The 13,323-nt window shown below is 63.4% G+C and carries 12 protein-coding genes and 1 pseudogene; 5 read left to right on the top strand and 8 right to left on the bottom strand.

The features are described 5' to 3' along the window. Positions 1–34 precede the first annotated feature (34 nt). Complete coding sequence (locus ACSFBL_RS22755; protein WP_435518090.1) at positions 35–652, bottom strand: glutathione S-transferase family protein; 618 nt, start codon at positions 650–652, stop codon at positions 35–37. Further along, on the bottom strand, positions 652–1,881 hold the full coding sequence (locus ACSFBL_RS22760; protein ID WP_435518091.1) for a CaiB/BaiF CoA transferase family protein: 1,230 nt from the start codon (positions 1,879–1,881) through the stop codon (positions 652–654). The genes ACSFBL_RS22755 and ACSFBL_RS22760 overlap by 1 nt, the downstream gene beginning before the upstream one ends. Positions 1,882–2,083: 202 nt before the next feature. Here ACSFBL_RS22760 and ACSFBL_RS22765 point away from each other — a divergent pair, with 202 nt between their 5' ends. Next, on the top strand, positions 2,084–3,052 hold the full coding sequence (locus tag ACSFBL_RS22765) for a Bug family tripartite tricarboxylate transporter substrate binding protein (RefSeq protein WP_435518092.1): 969 nt from the start codon (positions 2,084–2,086) through the stop codon (positions 3,050–3,052). 82 nt (positions 3,053–3,134) lie between these two features. On the opposite strand, the gene ACSFBL_RS22770 is transcribed toward ACSFBL_RS22765, so the two are convergent. The 3 genes from ACSFBL_RS22770 to ACSFBL_RS22780 form a co-directional block, all read right to left on the bottom strand. After that, entirely contained in the window at positions 3,135–4,361 is a 1,227-nt protein-coding gene (locus ACSFBL_RS22770) for an acyl-CoA dehydrogenase family protein (RefSeq protein ID WP_435518093.1), read from the bottom strand. Positions 4,362–4,478: 117 nt separating this feature from the next. Next, a complete protein-coding gene (locus ACSFBL_RS22775; RefSeq protein ID WP_435518094.1) occupies positions 4,479–5,498 on the bottom strand; it encodes a Bug family tripartite tricarboxylate transporter substrate binding protein in 1,020 nt (339 codons plus the stop codon). 3 nt (positions 5,499–5,501) lie between these two features. After that, positions 5,502–6,278 (bottom strand): enoyl-CoA hydratase/isomerase family protein, encoded by a 777-nt coding sequence (locus ACSFBL_RS22780; protein ID WP_435518095.1) that lies wholly within the window; start codon positions 6,276–6,278, stop codon positions 5,502–5,504. A gap of 346 nt (positions 6,279–6,624) precedes the next feature. Between ACSFBL_RS22780 and ACSFBL_RS22785 the strand changes: the two genes are divergently transcribed. Together ACSFBL_RS22785 and ACSFBL_RS22790 are read left to right on the top strand one after the other, a co-directional pair. Then, positions 6,625–7,830 (top strand): FAD-dependent monooxygenase, encoded by a 1,206-nt coding sequence (locus ACSFBL_RS22785; protein WP_435518096.1) that lies wholly within the window; start codon positions 6,625–6,627, stop codon positions 7,828–7,830. Positions 7,831–8,116: 286 nt separating this feature from the next. After that, a complete protein-coding gene (locus ACSFBL_RS22790; protein ID WP_435518097.1) occupies positions 8,117–8,491 on the top strand; it encodes a hypothetical protein in 375 nt (124 codons plus the stop codon). Between the two features lie 182 nt (positions 8,492–8,673). Here the strand turns inward: ACSFBL_RS22790 and phbB are convergent, their stop codons facing one another. Both phbB and ACSFBL_RS22800 read right to left on the bottom strand, forming a co-directional pair. Beyond that, positions 8,674–9,420: an acetoacetyl-CoA reductase gene (gene phbB / locus ACSFBL_RS22795; RefSeq protein ID WP_435518098.1), complete on the bottom strand. Its 747-nt coding sequence runs from the start codon at positions 9,418–9,420 to the stop codon at positions 8,674–8,676. Between the two features lie 128 nt (positions 9,421–9,548). Beyond that, positions 9,549–10,721: pseudogene (locus ACSFBL_RS22800) on the bottom strand (DesA family fatty acid desaturase); the annotation flags it as partial. Positions 10,722–10,955: 234 nt separating this feature from the next. Between ACSFBL_RS22800 and ACSFBL_RS22805 the strand changes: the two are divergent. Together ACSFBL_RS22805 and ACSFBL_RS22810 are read left to right on the top strand one after the other, a co-directional pair. Next, positions 10,956–12,080, top strand: a complete 1,125-nt coding sequence (locus tag ACSFBL_RS22805; RefSeq protein ID WP_435518099.1) for a sensor histidine kinase — start codon at positions 10,956–10,958, stop codon at positions 12,078–12,080. A 216-nt stretch (positions 12,081–12,296) separates the two neighbouring features. Further along, entirely contained in the window at positions 12,297–12,605 is a 309-nt protein-coding gene (locus tag ACSFBL_RS22810; protein ID WP_435518100.1) for an integrase core domain-containing protein, read from the top strand. On the opposite strand, the gene ACSFBL_RS22815 is transcribed toward ACSFBL_RS22810, so the two are convergent. Then, entirely contained in the window at positions 12,580–13,320 is a 741-nt protein-coding gene (locus ACSFBL_RS22815) for an MgtC/SapB family protein (RefSeq protein WP_435518101.1), read from the bottom strand. The two genes, ACSFBL_RS22810 and ACSFBL_RS22815, sit on opposite strands and share 26 nt — an antisense overlap. Positions 13,321–13,323: the final 3 nt, after the last annotated feature.

A 13,323-nucleotide genomic window follows, 5' to 3' on the forward strand; every position in this document is an offset into this window, starting at 1 on the left:
GCCCATTGCGTCGTCGCAGCTTGAAGTGTGCTGATCAGCCATCGACAGGCTCGGTGGATTGGAAGGACGGGCGAGCCTGCAAAGTTTCGAACCAGGCAGCGAGACGGGGCGCCAGCGCACGCCAGCCCAGGGAGTCGAAGCGATAGTCGAGGTACCCGAGGGCGCAGCCAAGCGTCACGTGACCGATGGAGAACGGCGCGCCGCCGATCAGGTCGGCCTCTGCGTCGAGCAATTTCAATGACGCACGGGTCTTGAGTTCGAAGGCATCCGCCAGCGCCTGCAACGGATGCTCGCGTTCGCGCTCGTTGCGCCACAGGATCAGCACATCGAGCAGACCATCCCCCAGTGCATGCCAGCGCAACGCCTGCCATCGCGCCTCGCCCTGCACCGGGAACAGCGAACCGCCGGCCCGGTCATTCAGGTATTCGCAGATCACGATCGAATCGAAAAGGGTCGAGCCGTCTGCGCGCACCAGCGTCGGGATCTTCGACAACGGGTTGTCCACCATGATGGCCGCGTTGGGCTTGAGCATGGCCGCCACCGAGCGCACGAGTTCGAGCTGGTGCACGACGTCGAGTTCGTGCGCGCAGATCATCACCTTTCGCACGTAGGGTGACTTGGGCGACCAGTGCAGTTTCATCTTTTCCGTCATCAGATCGCTCCCGCGGCGCGCAATGAATCGATGCATCCGGGGCTGTAGCCCAGTTCGGCCAGGATGTCGTCGCTGTGCTGGCCGAGCAGTGGCGGTGCGGACTGTGTCTGCAGTGGCGACTCGGCAAAGCGCATCGGGCTGACCACCTGTGGCACGTCGACCCCGCTGGGGTGCGGCACGTAGCGCAGCATCTCGCGCGCCTTGACTTGCGGTTCCTTGAAGACATCCGCCACGGTGTTGATGGGGCCGCAAGGCACACCCGCCTTGTCGAGGGCTGCGATCAGCCGGTCACGTTCCCACTCGGCGAAGACGTCGCGCAGCATGCCCGAGAGTTCACCGATGTTGCGCACCCGCTGTGCGTTGGTGGCAAAGCGTTCGTCGACGATCCAGTCGGGCCGCCCGAACACCTCGCACAGCTTCGCGAACTGGCCGTCGTTGCCCACCACCAGGATCACATCGCCATCCGCACAGCCGTACACGTCCTGCGGCTGGATATTGGGGTGCGCGTTGCCGTTGCGGCGCGGCACCTTGCCCGAGACCAGATAGTTCATGGCCTGATTGGACAGGGTGGCGACCTGCACGTCGAGCATCGCGATGTCGATGTTGTCGCCGACGCCCGTTTCGTTGCGCCGTGCCAATGCGGCCAGCACCGAAACGGCGGTGTACATGCCGGTCATCAGGTCGACCATCGGGATGCCGACCTTCTGCGGTCCGCCGCCCGGGCGACCGTCTTTCTCGCCAGTCACGCTCATCAGGCCGCCCATGGCCTGGATGAGGAAGTCGTACGCGGGCTGGTCGCGCCGCGGTCCCGTCTGGCCGAAGCCGGTGACCGAGCAGTAAATGAGGCGCGGGTTGATCTCGCGCAGCGAAGCCTCGTCGAGCCCGTAGCGCTTCAAGGTGCCGGCCTTGTAGTTTTCCAGCACGATGTCCGCCTTTGCGGCCAGCGCCTTAACGATCTTCTGGCCTTCGGGCTTTTCGAGGCTCACAGTGATCGAACGCTTGCCGCGATTGACGGCAAGGTAGTAGCCGGCTTCCTTGGTGTCCTGGCCCTCGGCGTCCTTGAGGAACGGAGGGCCCCAGGTGCGGGTGTCGTCGCCGGCGCCGGGCCGTTCGACCTTGATCACGTCGGCACCGAGATCGGCAAGGATCTGGCTGGCCCAGGGGGCGGCGAGGATGCGGCTCAGGTCAAGCACCCTGACGTGCGAGAGGGGGCCCTTGGCGGTGGTCATGTGAAGTCTCCTGTGGATGGAGACAATTCTGGAATTGCGATACGTTCCGGGCTACGCCCTCGGCCGCAACGCTGTGATGCGCCGCGGCGCATACCGGCGGCCCGCTCTGCACCGTTCCGCATAGCAGGTTTGCGCGGAAGACCGGTGCCACGCGACGGCCATGTTTCTAAAGTCCATTCATCACGAACCGGAGACATTGACCATGAATCGACTTTTCAAAGCCGCCGCGACAGTTGCCTTCGCATTGGCCGCAACTTCGGGATGGGCGCAGGCCTACCCGACCAAGCCGATCCGCGTGATCGTGCCCTTCCCCGCAGGCGGTCCGGTCGACCAGACTGCGCGTGCGCTGGGCACCCGGCTGGGCACGTCGCTGGGCCAGTCCATCATCATTGACAACAAGGGTGGTGCGGGCGGCCTGCTGGGCGCCGATGCCGTTGCCAAATCGGCGGCGGACGGCTACACGCTGCTGTTCTCCTCTGCAGGCGCGCTGGCCATCGTTCCGCACATCGTGCCATCGATGCCCTACAACCCGCAGAAGGACCTGGTGGCCGTCACCCAGGCACTCAAGGTGCCGGCCGTGCTGGTCGTGGCCGCCAACTCGAAGTTCAAGACATTCGCCGACTTGAAGGCCGCTGCCACGGGCGATGCCAGCACGATCAACTACGCCTCGGCCGGCAGCGGCACCACGCCGCACCTGCAGGCGGAGTTGCTCAAGCGAGAAGCGAAACTCAACATGAACCACATTCCCTATCGTGGAGCGGCCCCCGCGCTGACGGACCTCATGGGCGGACAGGTGGACATGATGATGGTCGACATCCCGGTGGTGCTGCCCTTCATCCAGTCGGGCAAGCTGCGCGCGCTGGCAGTGACCAACGCCAAGCGAATCCCGATTCTCAAGGATGTGCCCACCGTCGGCGAGCTGGGCTTGCCCAAGGCCGAGGCCTACAACTGGTACGGGATGCTTGCCCCGGCTCGCACGCCGCCCGAGATCATCAACAAGCTGTACACCTCCGTCGGTGCCGCATTGCGCTCGCCGGAACTGAAGCAGCAATTCGATCAGCAAGGCGTGGAAGTCGTCGGCAGCAAGCCGGAGGAGTTCGGAGCATTCATCTCCGCGGAGTCGGAACGCTGGGGAACTCTGGCCAAGGCGGTGGGCGCCAAGATGGAATAGGCGCAGCGGCCGAATGCATCGGCCGATCTCGCCGGTTGAACCCAGACTTCAGCGCGCTTGCGGGCGCTGAAGTCTTTTTCCTTTACGCTGCCACCGGCCTCCTGGACAACTCCAGCTTGGCGATGGCATTGCGGTGCACTTCATCCGGGCCGTCGACGATGCGCACAGTGCGCTGGTGCGCATAGGCCTCGGCCAGCCAGAAGTCCTGGCTGACGCCGGCTGCACCATGCGCCTGGATCGCCCAGTCGACCACCTTGCACGACGTGTTGGGCGCGACGACCTTGATCATGGCGATCTCCGCTCGCGCCTCCTTGTTGCCGACCGTGTCCATCTTGTACGCGGCATTCAGCGTCAGCAATCGTGCCTGGTCGATCAGGCAGCGCGACTCGGCGATTCGCTCATGCCAGACGGATTGCTCGGCCAGCGGCTTGCCGAAGGCGATGCGCGAACGAAGCCGGTCGCACATCATCTCCAGCGCGCGCTCGGCGGCGCCGATGGAACGCATGCAGTGGTGGATGCGTCCGGGGCCAAGGCGGCCCTGGGCGATCTCGAAGCCACGGCCTTCGCCCAGAAGGATGTTGCCGACCGGCACGCGGACGTTTTCCAGCAGGACTTCCATGTGGCCATGCGGCGCGTCGTCATAGCCGAACACCGACAGGTGGCGCAACACGCTGACGCCGGGCGTGTCACGTGGCACCAGCACCATCGACTGCTGCGCATGGCGCGGCGCGTCGGGGTCGGTCTTTCCCATCACGATGAAGATCTTGCAGCGCGGGCTGCCCGCGCCGGACGAAAACCACTTGCGGCCGTTGATGACGTACTCGTCGCCCTCGCGCGTGATGGTGCACTGGATGTTGGTGGCGTCCGACGAGGCAACGGCCGGCTCGGTCATCAGGAAGCCCGAGCGGATCTGGCCGGCGAGCAGCGGCTCGAGCCATTGGTCTTTCTGCGCCTCGGTGCCGTAGCGCTCGATGGTTTCCATGTTGCCCGTGTCGGGCGCCGAGCAGTTGAACACTTCCCCCGACCAGGAAACACGACCCATCACTTCGCACAGAGGTGCGTAGTCCAGGTTCGAAATACCCGGCACGCCGCGATGCTCGTGCGGCAGGAACATGTTCCAGAGGCCGGCGGCGCGCGCGAGCGGCTTGAGTTCCTCGATCAGCGGCGACACCTGCCAGGCATTGCCCGAGCGACGGAAAGCATCCATCTCCTCGTAGTAGCGTCCTTCGTTGGGATAGATGTGCTGGTCGAAGAACTGCCGCATGCGCTGCAGCAGGTCTTGCGTCTTGGGGGAGGGTTCGGCAAACATGGTGTGTCCTTCAGTCTTGAGAGCCGCGTCCGGTCCTGACGCTTGCTGTTCAAGATTAGAACGCTGCCGATGGAAAGAAGCCGTCCCGCGTGTGACGAGGCGGCTGGCGATCGGAGATCAGTCGAGGCGTACGCCGGAGCGCTTCACCACCTCTGACCACTTCGCTGTGTCCGCGCGAATCAGTGCCGCGAATTCCGTCGGCGTGCTCAGGCGAACTTCGATGCCGGCATCCGCCATCTGGCGGACGATGTCAGGCGAGGACATGGCCGCGCCGATCTCGTCATGCAACTTCGCGACGATTCCGGCGGGCGTGCCGGCGGGCGCGAGCACGCCGAGCCAGAGCGACATTTCGTAGTTGCCCATGCCAGGTGTTTCGGAGATGGTTGGCACGTTAGGCAGGGTCGGCAGGCGCTTGCGGCCGGTGAGCCCGAGCGGACGCACCTTCCCGGTCTTGACGTATTCGACGAAGTTCGACGCAGTGTCGAACATCATCGAAGTGCGGCCGCCGAGGAAGTCGCTCATCGCGGGCGCGCTCCCTTTGTAAGGGATGTGTGTCAGGTCGATCTTGGCCATGCTCTTGAAGAGCTCGCCGGACAGGTGGCTGGTCGTGCCGTTGCCCGCCGATGCAAAGGTCAGCCCGCCGGGGTTCTTGCGCGCAAGCTCGATGAGGTCGGCCACCGACTTGGCGGGCACCTCCGGATGGACCACGAGCAGGTTCGACGTGTTGTGCGTCAGCGTGATGGGCTCGAAGCTCTTGGCCGGGTCGTAGCGCAGGTTCTTGTACAGGCTCGGGTTGATGGTGAGCGAGCCCATGGTGGCAAACAGCAGCGTGTAGCCGTCCGGTGCCGCAGTCGCCACCGCTTCGGCGCCGATGCCGCCGCCAGCACCGGCGCGGTTGTCGATGATCACGGCCTGGCCGAGTCGTTCTGCCAACTTCTGGCCCATGGTGCGTGCCATCAGATCGGTCGCCCCTCCTGCGGGGAACGGCACGACGAGGCGGATCGGCTTGTCCGGGTACCCGGCCGCACGGGCGGGCAGACCCAGCGCCGACAGACCGAGCGACCCGCAGGCCAGCAGCATCCCGCGTCGTGTCGGGTGCAGGTTGCCCGGACGTGCGCGTGAGTCGGCGGGCGCCATGGCTCAGCGACCCGTGAAGACCGGCGCGCGCTTTTCCGCGAATGCGCGCTGCGCTTCCTTCGCGTCGTCGGTCTTGCCGATCAGCGCCGTCATGTCCTGTTCGTAGCGATAGCCGTCGCGCAGGCTCATGTCCTCGATCACGTTCAGCGTGTGCTTGCCCATGCGTGTCGACACCGGGCTCTTGGATGCGATGGTGGCTGCGATCTCCAGCGCCTTGGGCATCAGGTCCTCCTGTGTCGTGCACTCTTCGATGATGCCGAGGCGATAGAGCTCGGCCCCTGGCACGCGCATGCCTGTCAGCATCATCCGGCGCAAGCGGGAGTGGCTGAAGAGCCGCATCGCGTGGCGGCAGCCGCCCAGCAGTCCCACGTCGACTTCGGGCAGGCCGAGCGATGCTTTTTCCGATGCGATCAGGATGTCGCTGGAGGCGGCCATCGCGACACCGGAGCCGAGCGCAGCGCCGTTGATCGCACAGATCACCGGCTTGGCGCATTCCCGGATCGCATGGAAGCACTCACGCGTCCGCCTCGAATGTGCGGGCAGGTCGCCTGGGCCCTTGATGACCGACGCGCGGCCCTTGAGGTCGGCGCCGGCGCAGAACACCTTGCCTGCGCCGGTCAACACGACGACGCGCACTTCGTCCATCTCGGAAATGCGGTCGAGCGCCAGCGTGAGCTCGTCGTTGAGCGTGCGCGTGAGCGCATTCACAGGGGGGCTGTTAAGCGTGAGGGTGGCTACGAAGTTGTTCAGTTCGTAGTTGAGTTGGGTCAGGTCGTTCATGGTCTCCATTCCGGCGCAAAGCGCGCTCGTCTTGTTCGGTATTGCCAGTCTAGTGACGAGGCAGCCGCGACGAAGCCATCGCTCCTACAGAGCTGCTATGCAGTTATCGGCAAGTCGCGTGGGCGGGAACGGAGAAAACCCACCGCTCAAAGCTGGCCGGCTGGGAAAACCTTCGTACTGCCAAGCGTTCGAACAGCGGATAGGCTTACCCGAGCTATCGACTGCGGGATGAACCGAAGAGCGTCGGCCGGGAGCCATGCAGGTTTCGTCCAGCCCTGCATAGCGAGAAGCTCCTCGACAATTACCGTTGCCCTCCGCAGGTCGCACTCGCACAATGCCCTGTTGAATGATGATCGATTGGGTTGAAATGGCATCTCGACCAAACGTGGTGATCATCGGAGGCGGCATTGGCGGCTTGTTTGCCGCCAATGCGCTGATCCGACAGGGGTTGCGTGTTTCGGTTTATGAACAGGCGTCCGCACTGGGCGAGATAGGTGCTGGTGTGTTCGTGACGCCGAATGCGGTGCGCCACTTGGAGCGTGTGGGCCTCGGGCCTGCCGTCGAAAGATGGGGTGCGCGAGTGGGTCCCGACTCCTTCTACTTTCGCCGCGACGGTACCCCGATCGCCCCGGTGCAGGTGTCGGATGCCTCCGGCTGGAACGCGACCTTTGGCATGCACCGCGCCGACCTGATCGATTTCCTCGCCGCCCACCTCCCCGCCGGGATCGTCCATACCAGCCATCGTGCTATTGCCTTCGAGCAAACCGACGACGTAGCCCGCGTCAAATTTGGCAACGGCGCCATCGCCGAGGCCGACGTTGTGGTCGCCGCCGACGGAATACATTCCGAACTGCGTCCTTACGTCTTTCCGCCCTCGAGGCCCGTGTTTCACGGCACCATTTCATATCGGGGTCTGGTCTCGCGGGAGCGCCTGCCGAACTGGCCGATGGACCGCTGGCAAATGTGGGCGGGTCCGTTGAGGCATTTCCTGGTCTTTCCTGTTCGCCACGGCACGATGGTCAACTACGTCGGGTTTGTGCCGACCGATGAGGAGATGAAGGAATCCTGGTCCGCGCCCGGTGATCCATCCGTGCTGCGCCGCGAGTTCGAGGGCTGGGATCCCCGCATCGCCGAGGTCCTTCAGCAGGTCGACGAGACATTTCGCTGGGCGCTCTACGACCGCGAGCCGTTACCCACCTGGACCAAGGGCCGGTTGACACTGCTCGGCGACGCGGCACATCCGATGCTCCCGCATCTGGGTCAGGGGGCCAACCAGGCCATCGAGGACGGCATGGCGCTCGCCACGATTCTGGCCCAGGTGGACACCTCGGGAGTAGGAAAGTCGCTGCTTGCCTACGAGCGGTTGCGTCGCAAGCGCGTGGCGGAGATTCAGCTTGGTGCCCGACAGAATGGACTGCGTCTCGACTCAACCGACATCGATCTCACTGCCCGAGACGCGGCGCTCGCCGCGCACGCCGAATTCCGCAAGCGCCTCTATACCTACGACGTGGTGCCGGATGCGCGCGCCGCCGCGGCTGCGTTGCTGCAATAAGTCCTTTTGGGCGCCCGCAGGACCACCTCATCCGATCAAACCGATCTTCCGGCTATTGGAGCGGCCCTGAGTGCTATGTATGTGCTCCAACGCACGGACGCGAGCCAGGTCGACCCGTATAAAGGTGGCAGAGGTTGGGCGCGACAGCTGGCGGCCTCTGCGAGCGAGTCGGAATGCAAGCAGCAGGCGTTGTCTTCCGGTTCGGTGCGCCGCTACCGAAGCTGTTGGTGGGGCACCTTTTCCCCCAGCAGCTTCGATGGCCGGCGGCAGCCGGCAAAAGGCACCGATGAACGACATGACCCAACCCTTCACCAAACTGGCCTCGGCAAACGCGGCGCTCTTGACGAACTTCGCGCAGTCGCCGGCGATACTGGAAATGGCAAATGCCAACGTCCAGAAATACTTCGAGTTGGCACAGCAATCCTTCGGGCGCGTCGTAGTCTCCGACGTCTACGCGGACCTCATCGGCAAGCTCACGGAGAACTATTCAACGTTCGCGCGTGAGTACTCGGAAAGCCTTATGGGCTGGTCCACCCAGGGACAGGGCTTGATGGCGCAACAGGTCCAAACAGCGTCGGATCTCCTCGCGGAATCGGGCAAGGCAACGGCGACCGCGATGGGGAGGGCGTCGGACACTGTCAAGCATCTGCGCGCCAGATAAAGGCGACGAATGCGGTCTGCCCGAGTGATCGGGCCACGTGCGACCCCCGACGCCCTCGACCGTCGGGTCCAACTTTTCCCCGCCTGGCGCGCGACGACCCCACTCGACTGATGCCACAGCGCATCCCCCGTCGGGAACCCCGCGAATTGCTTGGGCCCGCGCCAGGTCCGCTTCCCCGCCCATCACTGCATATGTTGCCCGCCGTTGATCGCGATGTTGGCACCCGTGACGAACGCGGCCTCCTCTGACGCGAGGTAGATCACGAGTCCGGCCACCTCCTCTGGCTTGCCCAGCCGGCCGACGGGAATCTGCGGCAGTATCTTGGTGTCGAGCACATCCTTCGGGATCGCCGTGACCATCTTCGTGCCAATGTAGCCCGGCGAGATGGTGTTGACGGTCACGCCCTTCTTCGCGACCTCGAGTGCCAGCGCCTTTGTGAAGCCATGTACGCCGGCCTTCGCCGCCGAGTAGTTGGTCTGGCCGAAGGCGCCCTTCGATCCGTTGACCGAGGACACATTGATGATCCGGCCCCAGCCACGCTCGACCATGCCGTCTGCGACTTGCTTGGTCATGTTGAACAGGCTGTCGAGGTTGGTGCGCAGCACTGCGTCCCAGTTGACCTTGTCCATCTTCTTGAAAGTCATGTCGCGCGTGATGCCGGCGTTGTTGACCAGCACCTCGACGGCGCCGACTTGGAGTTCCACCTGCGCCGCCGCCTTGGCGCAGGACTCGAAGTCGGCCACGTCACACGGCACCGCCAGGATGTCGCAGCCGCGGGACTTCATGTCGGCCACCCACTCAGCGTGCTTGCCATTGCCCGGCGAATAGGTCACGACCACCTTGTAGCCGGCATCGGCCAGCTTGGCGCAGATGGTCTCGCCCAGACCGCCCATGCCTCCGGTAACCAGGACCACACGTTGCTTGCTCATGACAGTTCCCTTCGTGTGTCGTCACTCCGCGAGACTTTGAACCTGCGGTCCACCGCTCTAAAACGTTGCCCAAACGGCATCTGTGCGCTACCGCTCAGAGACCCGCCCGGAGCGGCGACTGCAATGTCATAGCAGCGCAGGGTTCGAGAGAAGTCACGCAGCGCGCCGATACCGCTTTCCTCGGCATGCCGACATCAGTCTTCCAACTGTTTCACCAACTGCTCCTTCGTGGCCGTGGATCGGCTCCATAGGGCAGTGAGATCCTGCCGTGTCGAAAAGATCGTGCGCAGCACGAAACTGGAGTCCAGCGCTTGTTTCAGGACCGCGCGCTGCGGTTCTGGCAGTTCCCCTGCATCCTTCTGCAGGAGGTACTTGACCGGCTCCAGTGCCTTGAAGTCCATTGAACCGGGGACTACGCTCGCGCGGAGCTTGCAAACCTCACTCGCGGCAACAGGACGCAGCGATCGCGCGAAGTTGGCTAGCACTTCGTAGCGGTGAGTGACGACAGCCTGCAGCGTGCCCACGTCGCAACGAGTCTTGGACGCGTCATAGCGAATCCTGGGCGCAACCCTGCGCACCGTTGCAAGGCGCAGTGCCTCCAGGATGCGGATGTACATCCAGCCGATGTCAAACTCCCACCACTTGTTGGATAGCTTGGCGGAAGTGACGTACGCATGGTGGTTGTTGTGGAGTTCCTCACCGCCAATCAGGATGCCCCAAGGCGCGACATTGCTGGAGTTGTCGTCGGGCGAGAAGTTGCGGTAGCCCCAGTAGTGACCGATCCCGTTGATCACGCCGGCGGCGAAGACCGGAATCCATAGCATCTGCACTGCCCAGATGCTCAGCCCGATCGGGCCAAACAGGGCGATGTCGATTCCCAGCATAAGGCCGATGCCGAGTTGGGCGTGTTTCGCGTACAGGTTGCGCTCGATCCAGTCGTCCGGCGTGCCGCGTCCGTGTTGTTCGAGCGTTGCGGGATTGCGGGCTTCCACGCGATAGAGTTCGGCGCCCTCGAACAGCACTTTCCTGATGCCATGGAATTGCGGGCTATGCGGGTCTTCCGAGGTTTCGCATTCGGCGTGGTGCTTTCGGTGAATCGCAGCCCATTCCTTGGTCACCATGCCGGTGGTGAGCCACAACCAGAATCGAAAGAAATGGCTGATGGCGGGGTGGAGGTCAAGCGCCCGATGCGCCTGATGCCGATGCAGGAAGATGGTGACCGCTGCGATGGTGACGTGGGTCAAGCCCAGCGTGACAAGCACAAGTCCCCACCACGGCAGGTCGAGCAGGCTGAGTTTCATCAAAGATCCATTTCAGGACGGCGCGGCGACCACCGTCGATCCCGGAGGTGTCTCGATGTTCCCAGGTTCAATGCTAGTCACCCGAGGGCGGCTGTCTGTGCGCTACCGAACAGATGGCCGGACTTTTCATCACCCGACCCCGTGGAATGGAGCTTGCGGAACTCCCCACTCTCGTCCATGGTCTGACTACTGCCGTCGTCCAAGTTGGTGGCTGATCCCGAGGACAATTACCACATGCATAGATTCCTATCGAACAACCGTGAAGAGTTGATCGCGCGCTGCAAGGCGAAGGTCGCGCAGCGGCCCAGGCGGGCTGCGACTGAAGTGCAGCTTGCCAACGGCATTCCGCTGTTCCTTGATCAACTGATGAGAACGCTGCAAGCGCAGGACAACGGCGAACTTGACGAGAGCTTCAGGATTTCCGGTGCCGCGGGCGGAGACGCAGCCGCGCTGTCCGAGATGGGCCTGAGCGCCGCCGCGCATGGCAAGGCACTCTTGGGGCTTGGATTTTCCGTGGACCAGGTGGTGCACGATTACGGCGACCTTTGCCAGGCCATCACGGACCTCGCGGTCGAGCGCGAGGCCCCCTTCTCCGTCGACGAATTCCGCACGTTGAATCGTTGTCTCGATAACGCAATAGCCGATGCAGTCACCGAGTTCGGCATCTGGCGCGACGCGAACGTCGCCTTGCAGCAGTCCTTTGACGAGAACGAGCGTCTCGGCGTTCTGGTTCACGAGTTCCGAAATTACCTGCACACAGCAACGCTTGCGTTCGCGGCACTCGAATCGGGCAAAGTACCCATCGGTGGGGCGACCAGCGCCGTGTTGAAAAGGAGCCTGGCTTCCTTGGCCGCCTTGCTCGACATGTCGCTATCGCAGGTCAGAGGCGCAGTTGCAACGCCGCACGTGGAGGCTTTTTCGCTCGCATCGTTTGTGGCAGATGCCAAGAATGCTGCTTCGCTCGACGCGAACGTCAGGGGCTGCACGTTTGCGGTGCCCGACGTAGACGCCCAACTGGGCATCTCCGGGAATCGGGACCATCTTCTGGCGGCCTTGGTCAACTTGCTCCACAACGCATTCAAGTTCACCCATGCTCATACGCAGGTCACCCTGAGCGCGTACGCCAGGGCCGACCGTGTACTGATCGAGGTCAAGGACAACTGCGGAGGGCTCCCCTCAGGAGCGACCGCAAGCATCTTTCGGCCTTTCATGCAGGTGGGCGACAACAAGAGCGGCTTGGGGCTTGGCCTTTCCATCGCCCGGCGGCATGTCGAGGCGGACGGCGGTGTCTTGAGCGTCAGGGACTTGCCTGGTGTCGGGTGCGTTTTCACCATTGACCTCCCCTTCCAACAGCTTTAATCCGCAAGGTAGTACAGACATCGCCGGTAGACGCTCAAGCGGTCAGGACGATGCCGAAGTGTGGTTGTGGAAGTCGAAGTCCATGCGGTCTGTCAATGGGGCTCGAAATCAGGAGTGCGCTTGGGCGGCCTCCGTACTGTTCGTCGAGAATTTCTCGGCAGAACGGCTACATCGAGAGCTTCAACGCAAGTTCCGCGACGAGTGCCTGAACGGGCAATGGTTGAGACGCTGCAGCAAGCCAGATCGGCCATCACGCTCCGGCGCCAGGACTATGACGACATCAGCCCGCACAGCAGTTGTCAGCAGATGCCTCCGGCGAGTTCGCCAAGCTGCATCGCCAGCGCGCTGGCGATGCAGCTCGATCCATCTCAAACACCACCGAGATCAATTGATCTTGCAACCCTCGGACTTCCCCGCTATGAATGGCACTGCAAGAGGGTGCAGGTCAAGTACGTTGCTCACCTGTCCGCAATCGCTCGCGTCCAAGCTGATTCGAAATTCAGTTCTTCAACGGAACGATGCTGAATCGGAGGACCTCGTCCGATCGAGAGAGCTCGCGCGCAAGGCGGGCAGGAGAAGTAGATCGAGAACGGTCCAGAGCGATCACCCAGAAGCGCCAGACCGGCACGGTGTCCGCGTAGCTGATGCTGAGGCTGTGGTGCAGTAGGCGGTAGCCATGCGTCATCGCCACGTGGCCCAGTTGCTCCAAGTCTGGCGCCGTATTGCGATAGAAGCTGAGCGACACGTCGAAGACGGCGCGCCCCGGCAGCTTGCGCTCCACCTGGTGGACGAGCGACATCGAGAGCAGGCACAGCACGGCCATTACCAAAGCCGCGGCATACAGGCCCACGCCTAGCAGCACCCCGACGGCGGACGCCGCCCAGATGGATGCGGCGGTGGTCAGCCCGCTGACATTGAGTCCGTCCTTGACGATCACCCCGGCGCAGACGAAACCCACGCCCGTGACGACCCCCTGCACGATGCGCGTCGCATCCGGCGTCACCTGTGAGGCCGCACCGCCATACCAGAGCGGCGCGTAGCCCACAAAGACAGTGAGCGCCGTTGACGCCATACAGACGAGGCCATAGGTGCGCATCCCAGACGCACGACCGTTGTATGAGCGCTCGTATCCCATCAGCATCCCCAATAGGAGCGCGCCCAGCAGGTTCGCCCCGATCAGAGCGTTGGCCGCAATGAAGCTGCCAGACCAGTACACCTGCAGGCTGTTCAGCGAAGACATGGC

Source organism: Variovorax glacialis, from assembly GCF_051216375.1.
In the GTDB taxonomy this organism is placed as follows: domain Bacteria; phylum Pseudomonadota; class Gammaproteobacteria; order Burkholderiales; family Burkholderiaceae_C; genus Variovorax.

Bases quoted from the DNA above. Each gene is read 5' to 3' on its own strand.
- ACSFBL_RS22755 (WP_435518090.1), bottom strand. From the start codon at position 652: ATGACGGAAAAGATGAAACTGCACTGGTCGCCCAAGTCACCCTACGTG.
- ACSFBL_RS22760 (WP_435518091.1), bottom strand. From the start codon at position 1,881: ATGACCACCGCCAAGGGCCCCCTCTCGCACGTCAGGGTGCTTGACCTG.
- ACSFBL_RS22765 (WP_435518092.1), top strand. From the start codon at position 2,084: ATGAATCGACTTTTCAAAGCCGCCGCGACAGTTGCCTTCGCATTGGCC.
- ACSFBL_RS22770 (WP_435518093.1), bottom strand. From the start codon at position 4,361: ATGTTTGCCGAACCCTCCCCCAAGACGCAAGACCTGCTGCAGCGCATG.
- ACSFBL_RS22775 (WP_435518094.1), bottom strand. From the start codon at position 5,498: ATGGCGCCCGCCGACTCACGCGCACGTCCGGGCAACCTGCACCCGACA.
- ACSFBL_RS22780 (WP_435518095.1), bottom strand. From the start codon at position 6,278: ATGAACGACCTGACCCAACTCAACTACGAACTGAACAACTTCGTAGCC.
- ACSFBL_RS22785 (WP_435518096.1), top strand. From the start codon at position 6,625: ATGATGATCGATTGGGTTGAAATGGCATCTCGACCAAACGTGGTGATC.
- ACSFBL_RS22790 (WP_435518097.1), top strand. From the start codon at position 8,117: ATGAACGACATGACCCAACCCTTCACCAAACTGGCCTCGGCAAACGCG.
- phbB (WP_435518098.1), bottom strand. From the start codon at position 9,420: ATGAGCAAGCAACGTGTGGTCCTGGTTACCGGAGGCATGGGCGGTCTG.
- ACSFBL_RS22805 (WP_435518099.1), top strand. From the start codon at position 10,956: ATGCATAGATTCCTATCGAACAACCGTGAAGAGTTGATCGCGCGCTGC.
- ACSFBL_RS22810 (WP_435518100.1), top strand. From the start codon at position 12,297: ATGGTTGAGACGCTGCAGCAAGCCAGATCGGCCATCACGCTCCGGCGC.
- ACSFBL_RS22815 (WP_435518101.1), bottom strand. From the start codon at position 13,320: ATGTCTTCGCTGAACAGCCTGCAGGTGTACTGGTCTGGCAGCTTCATT.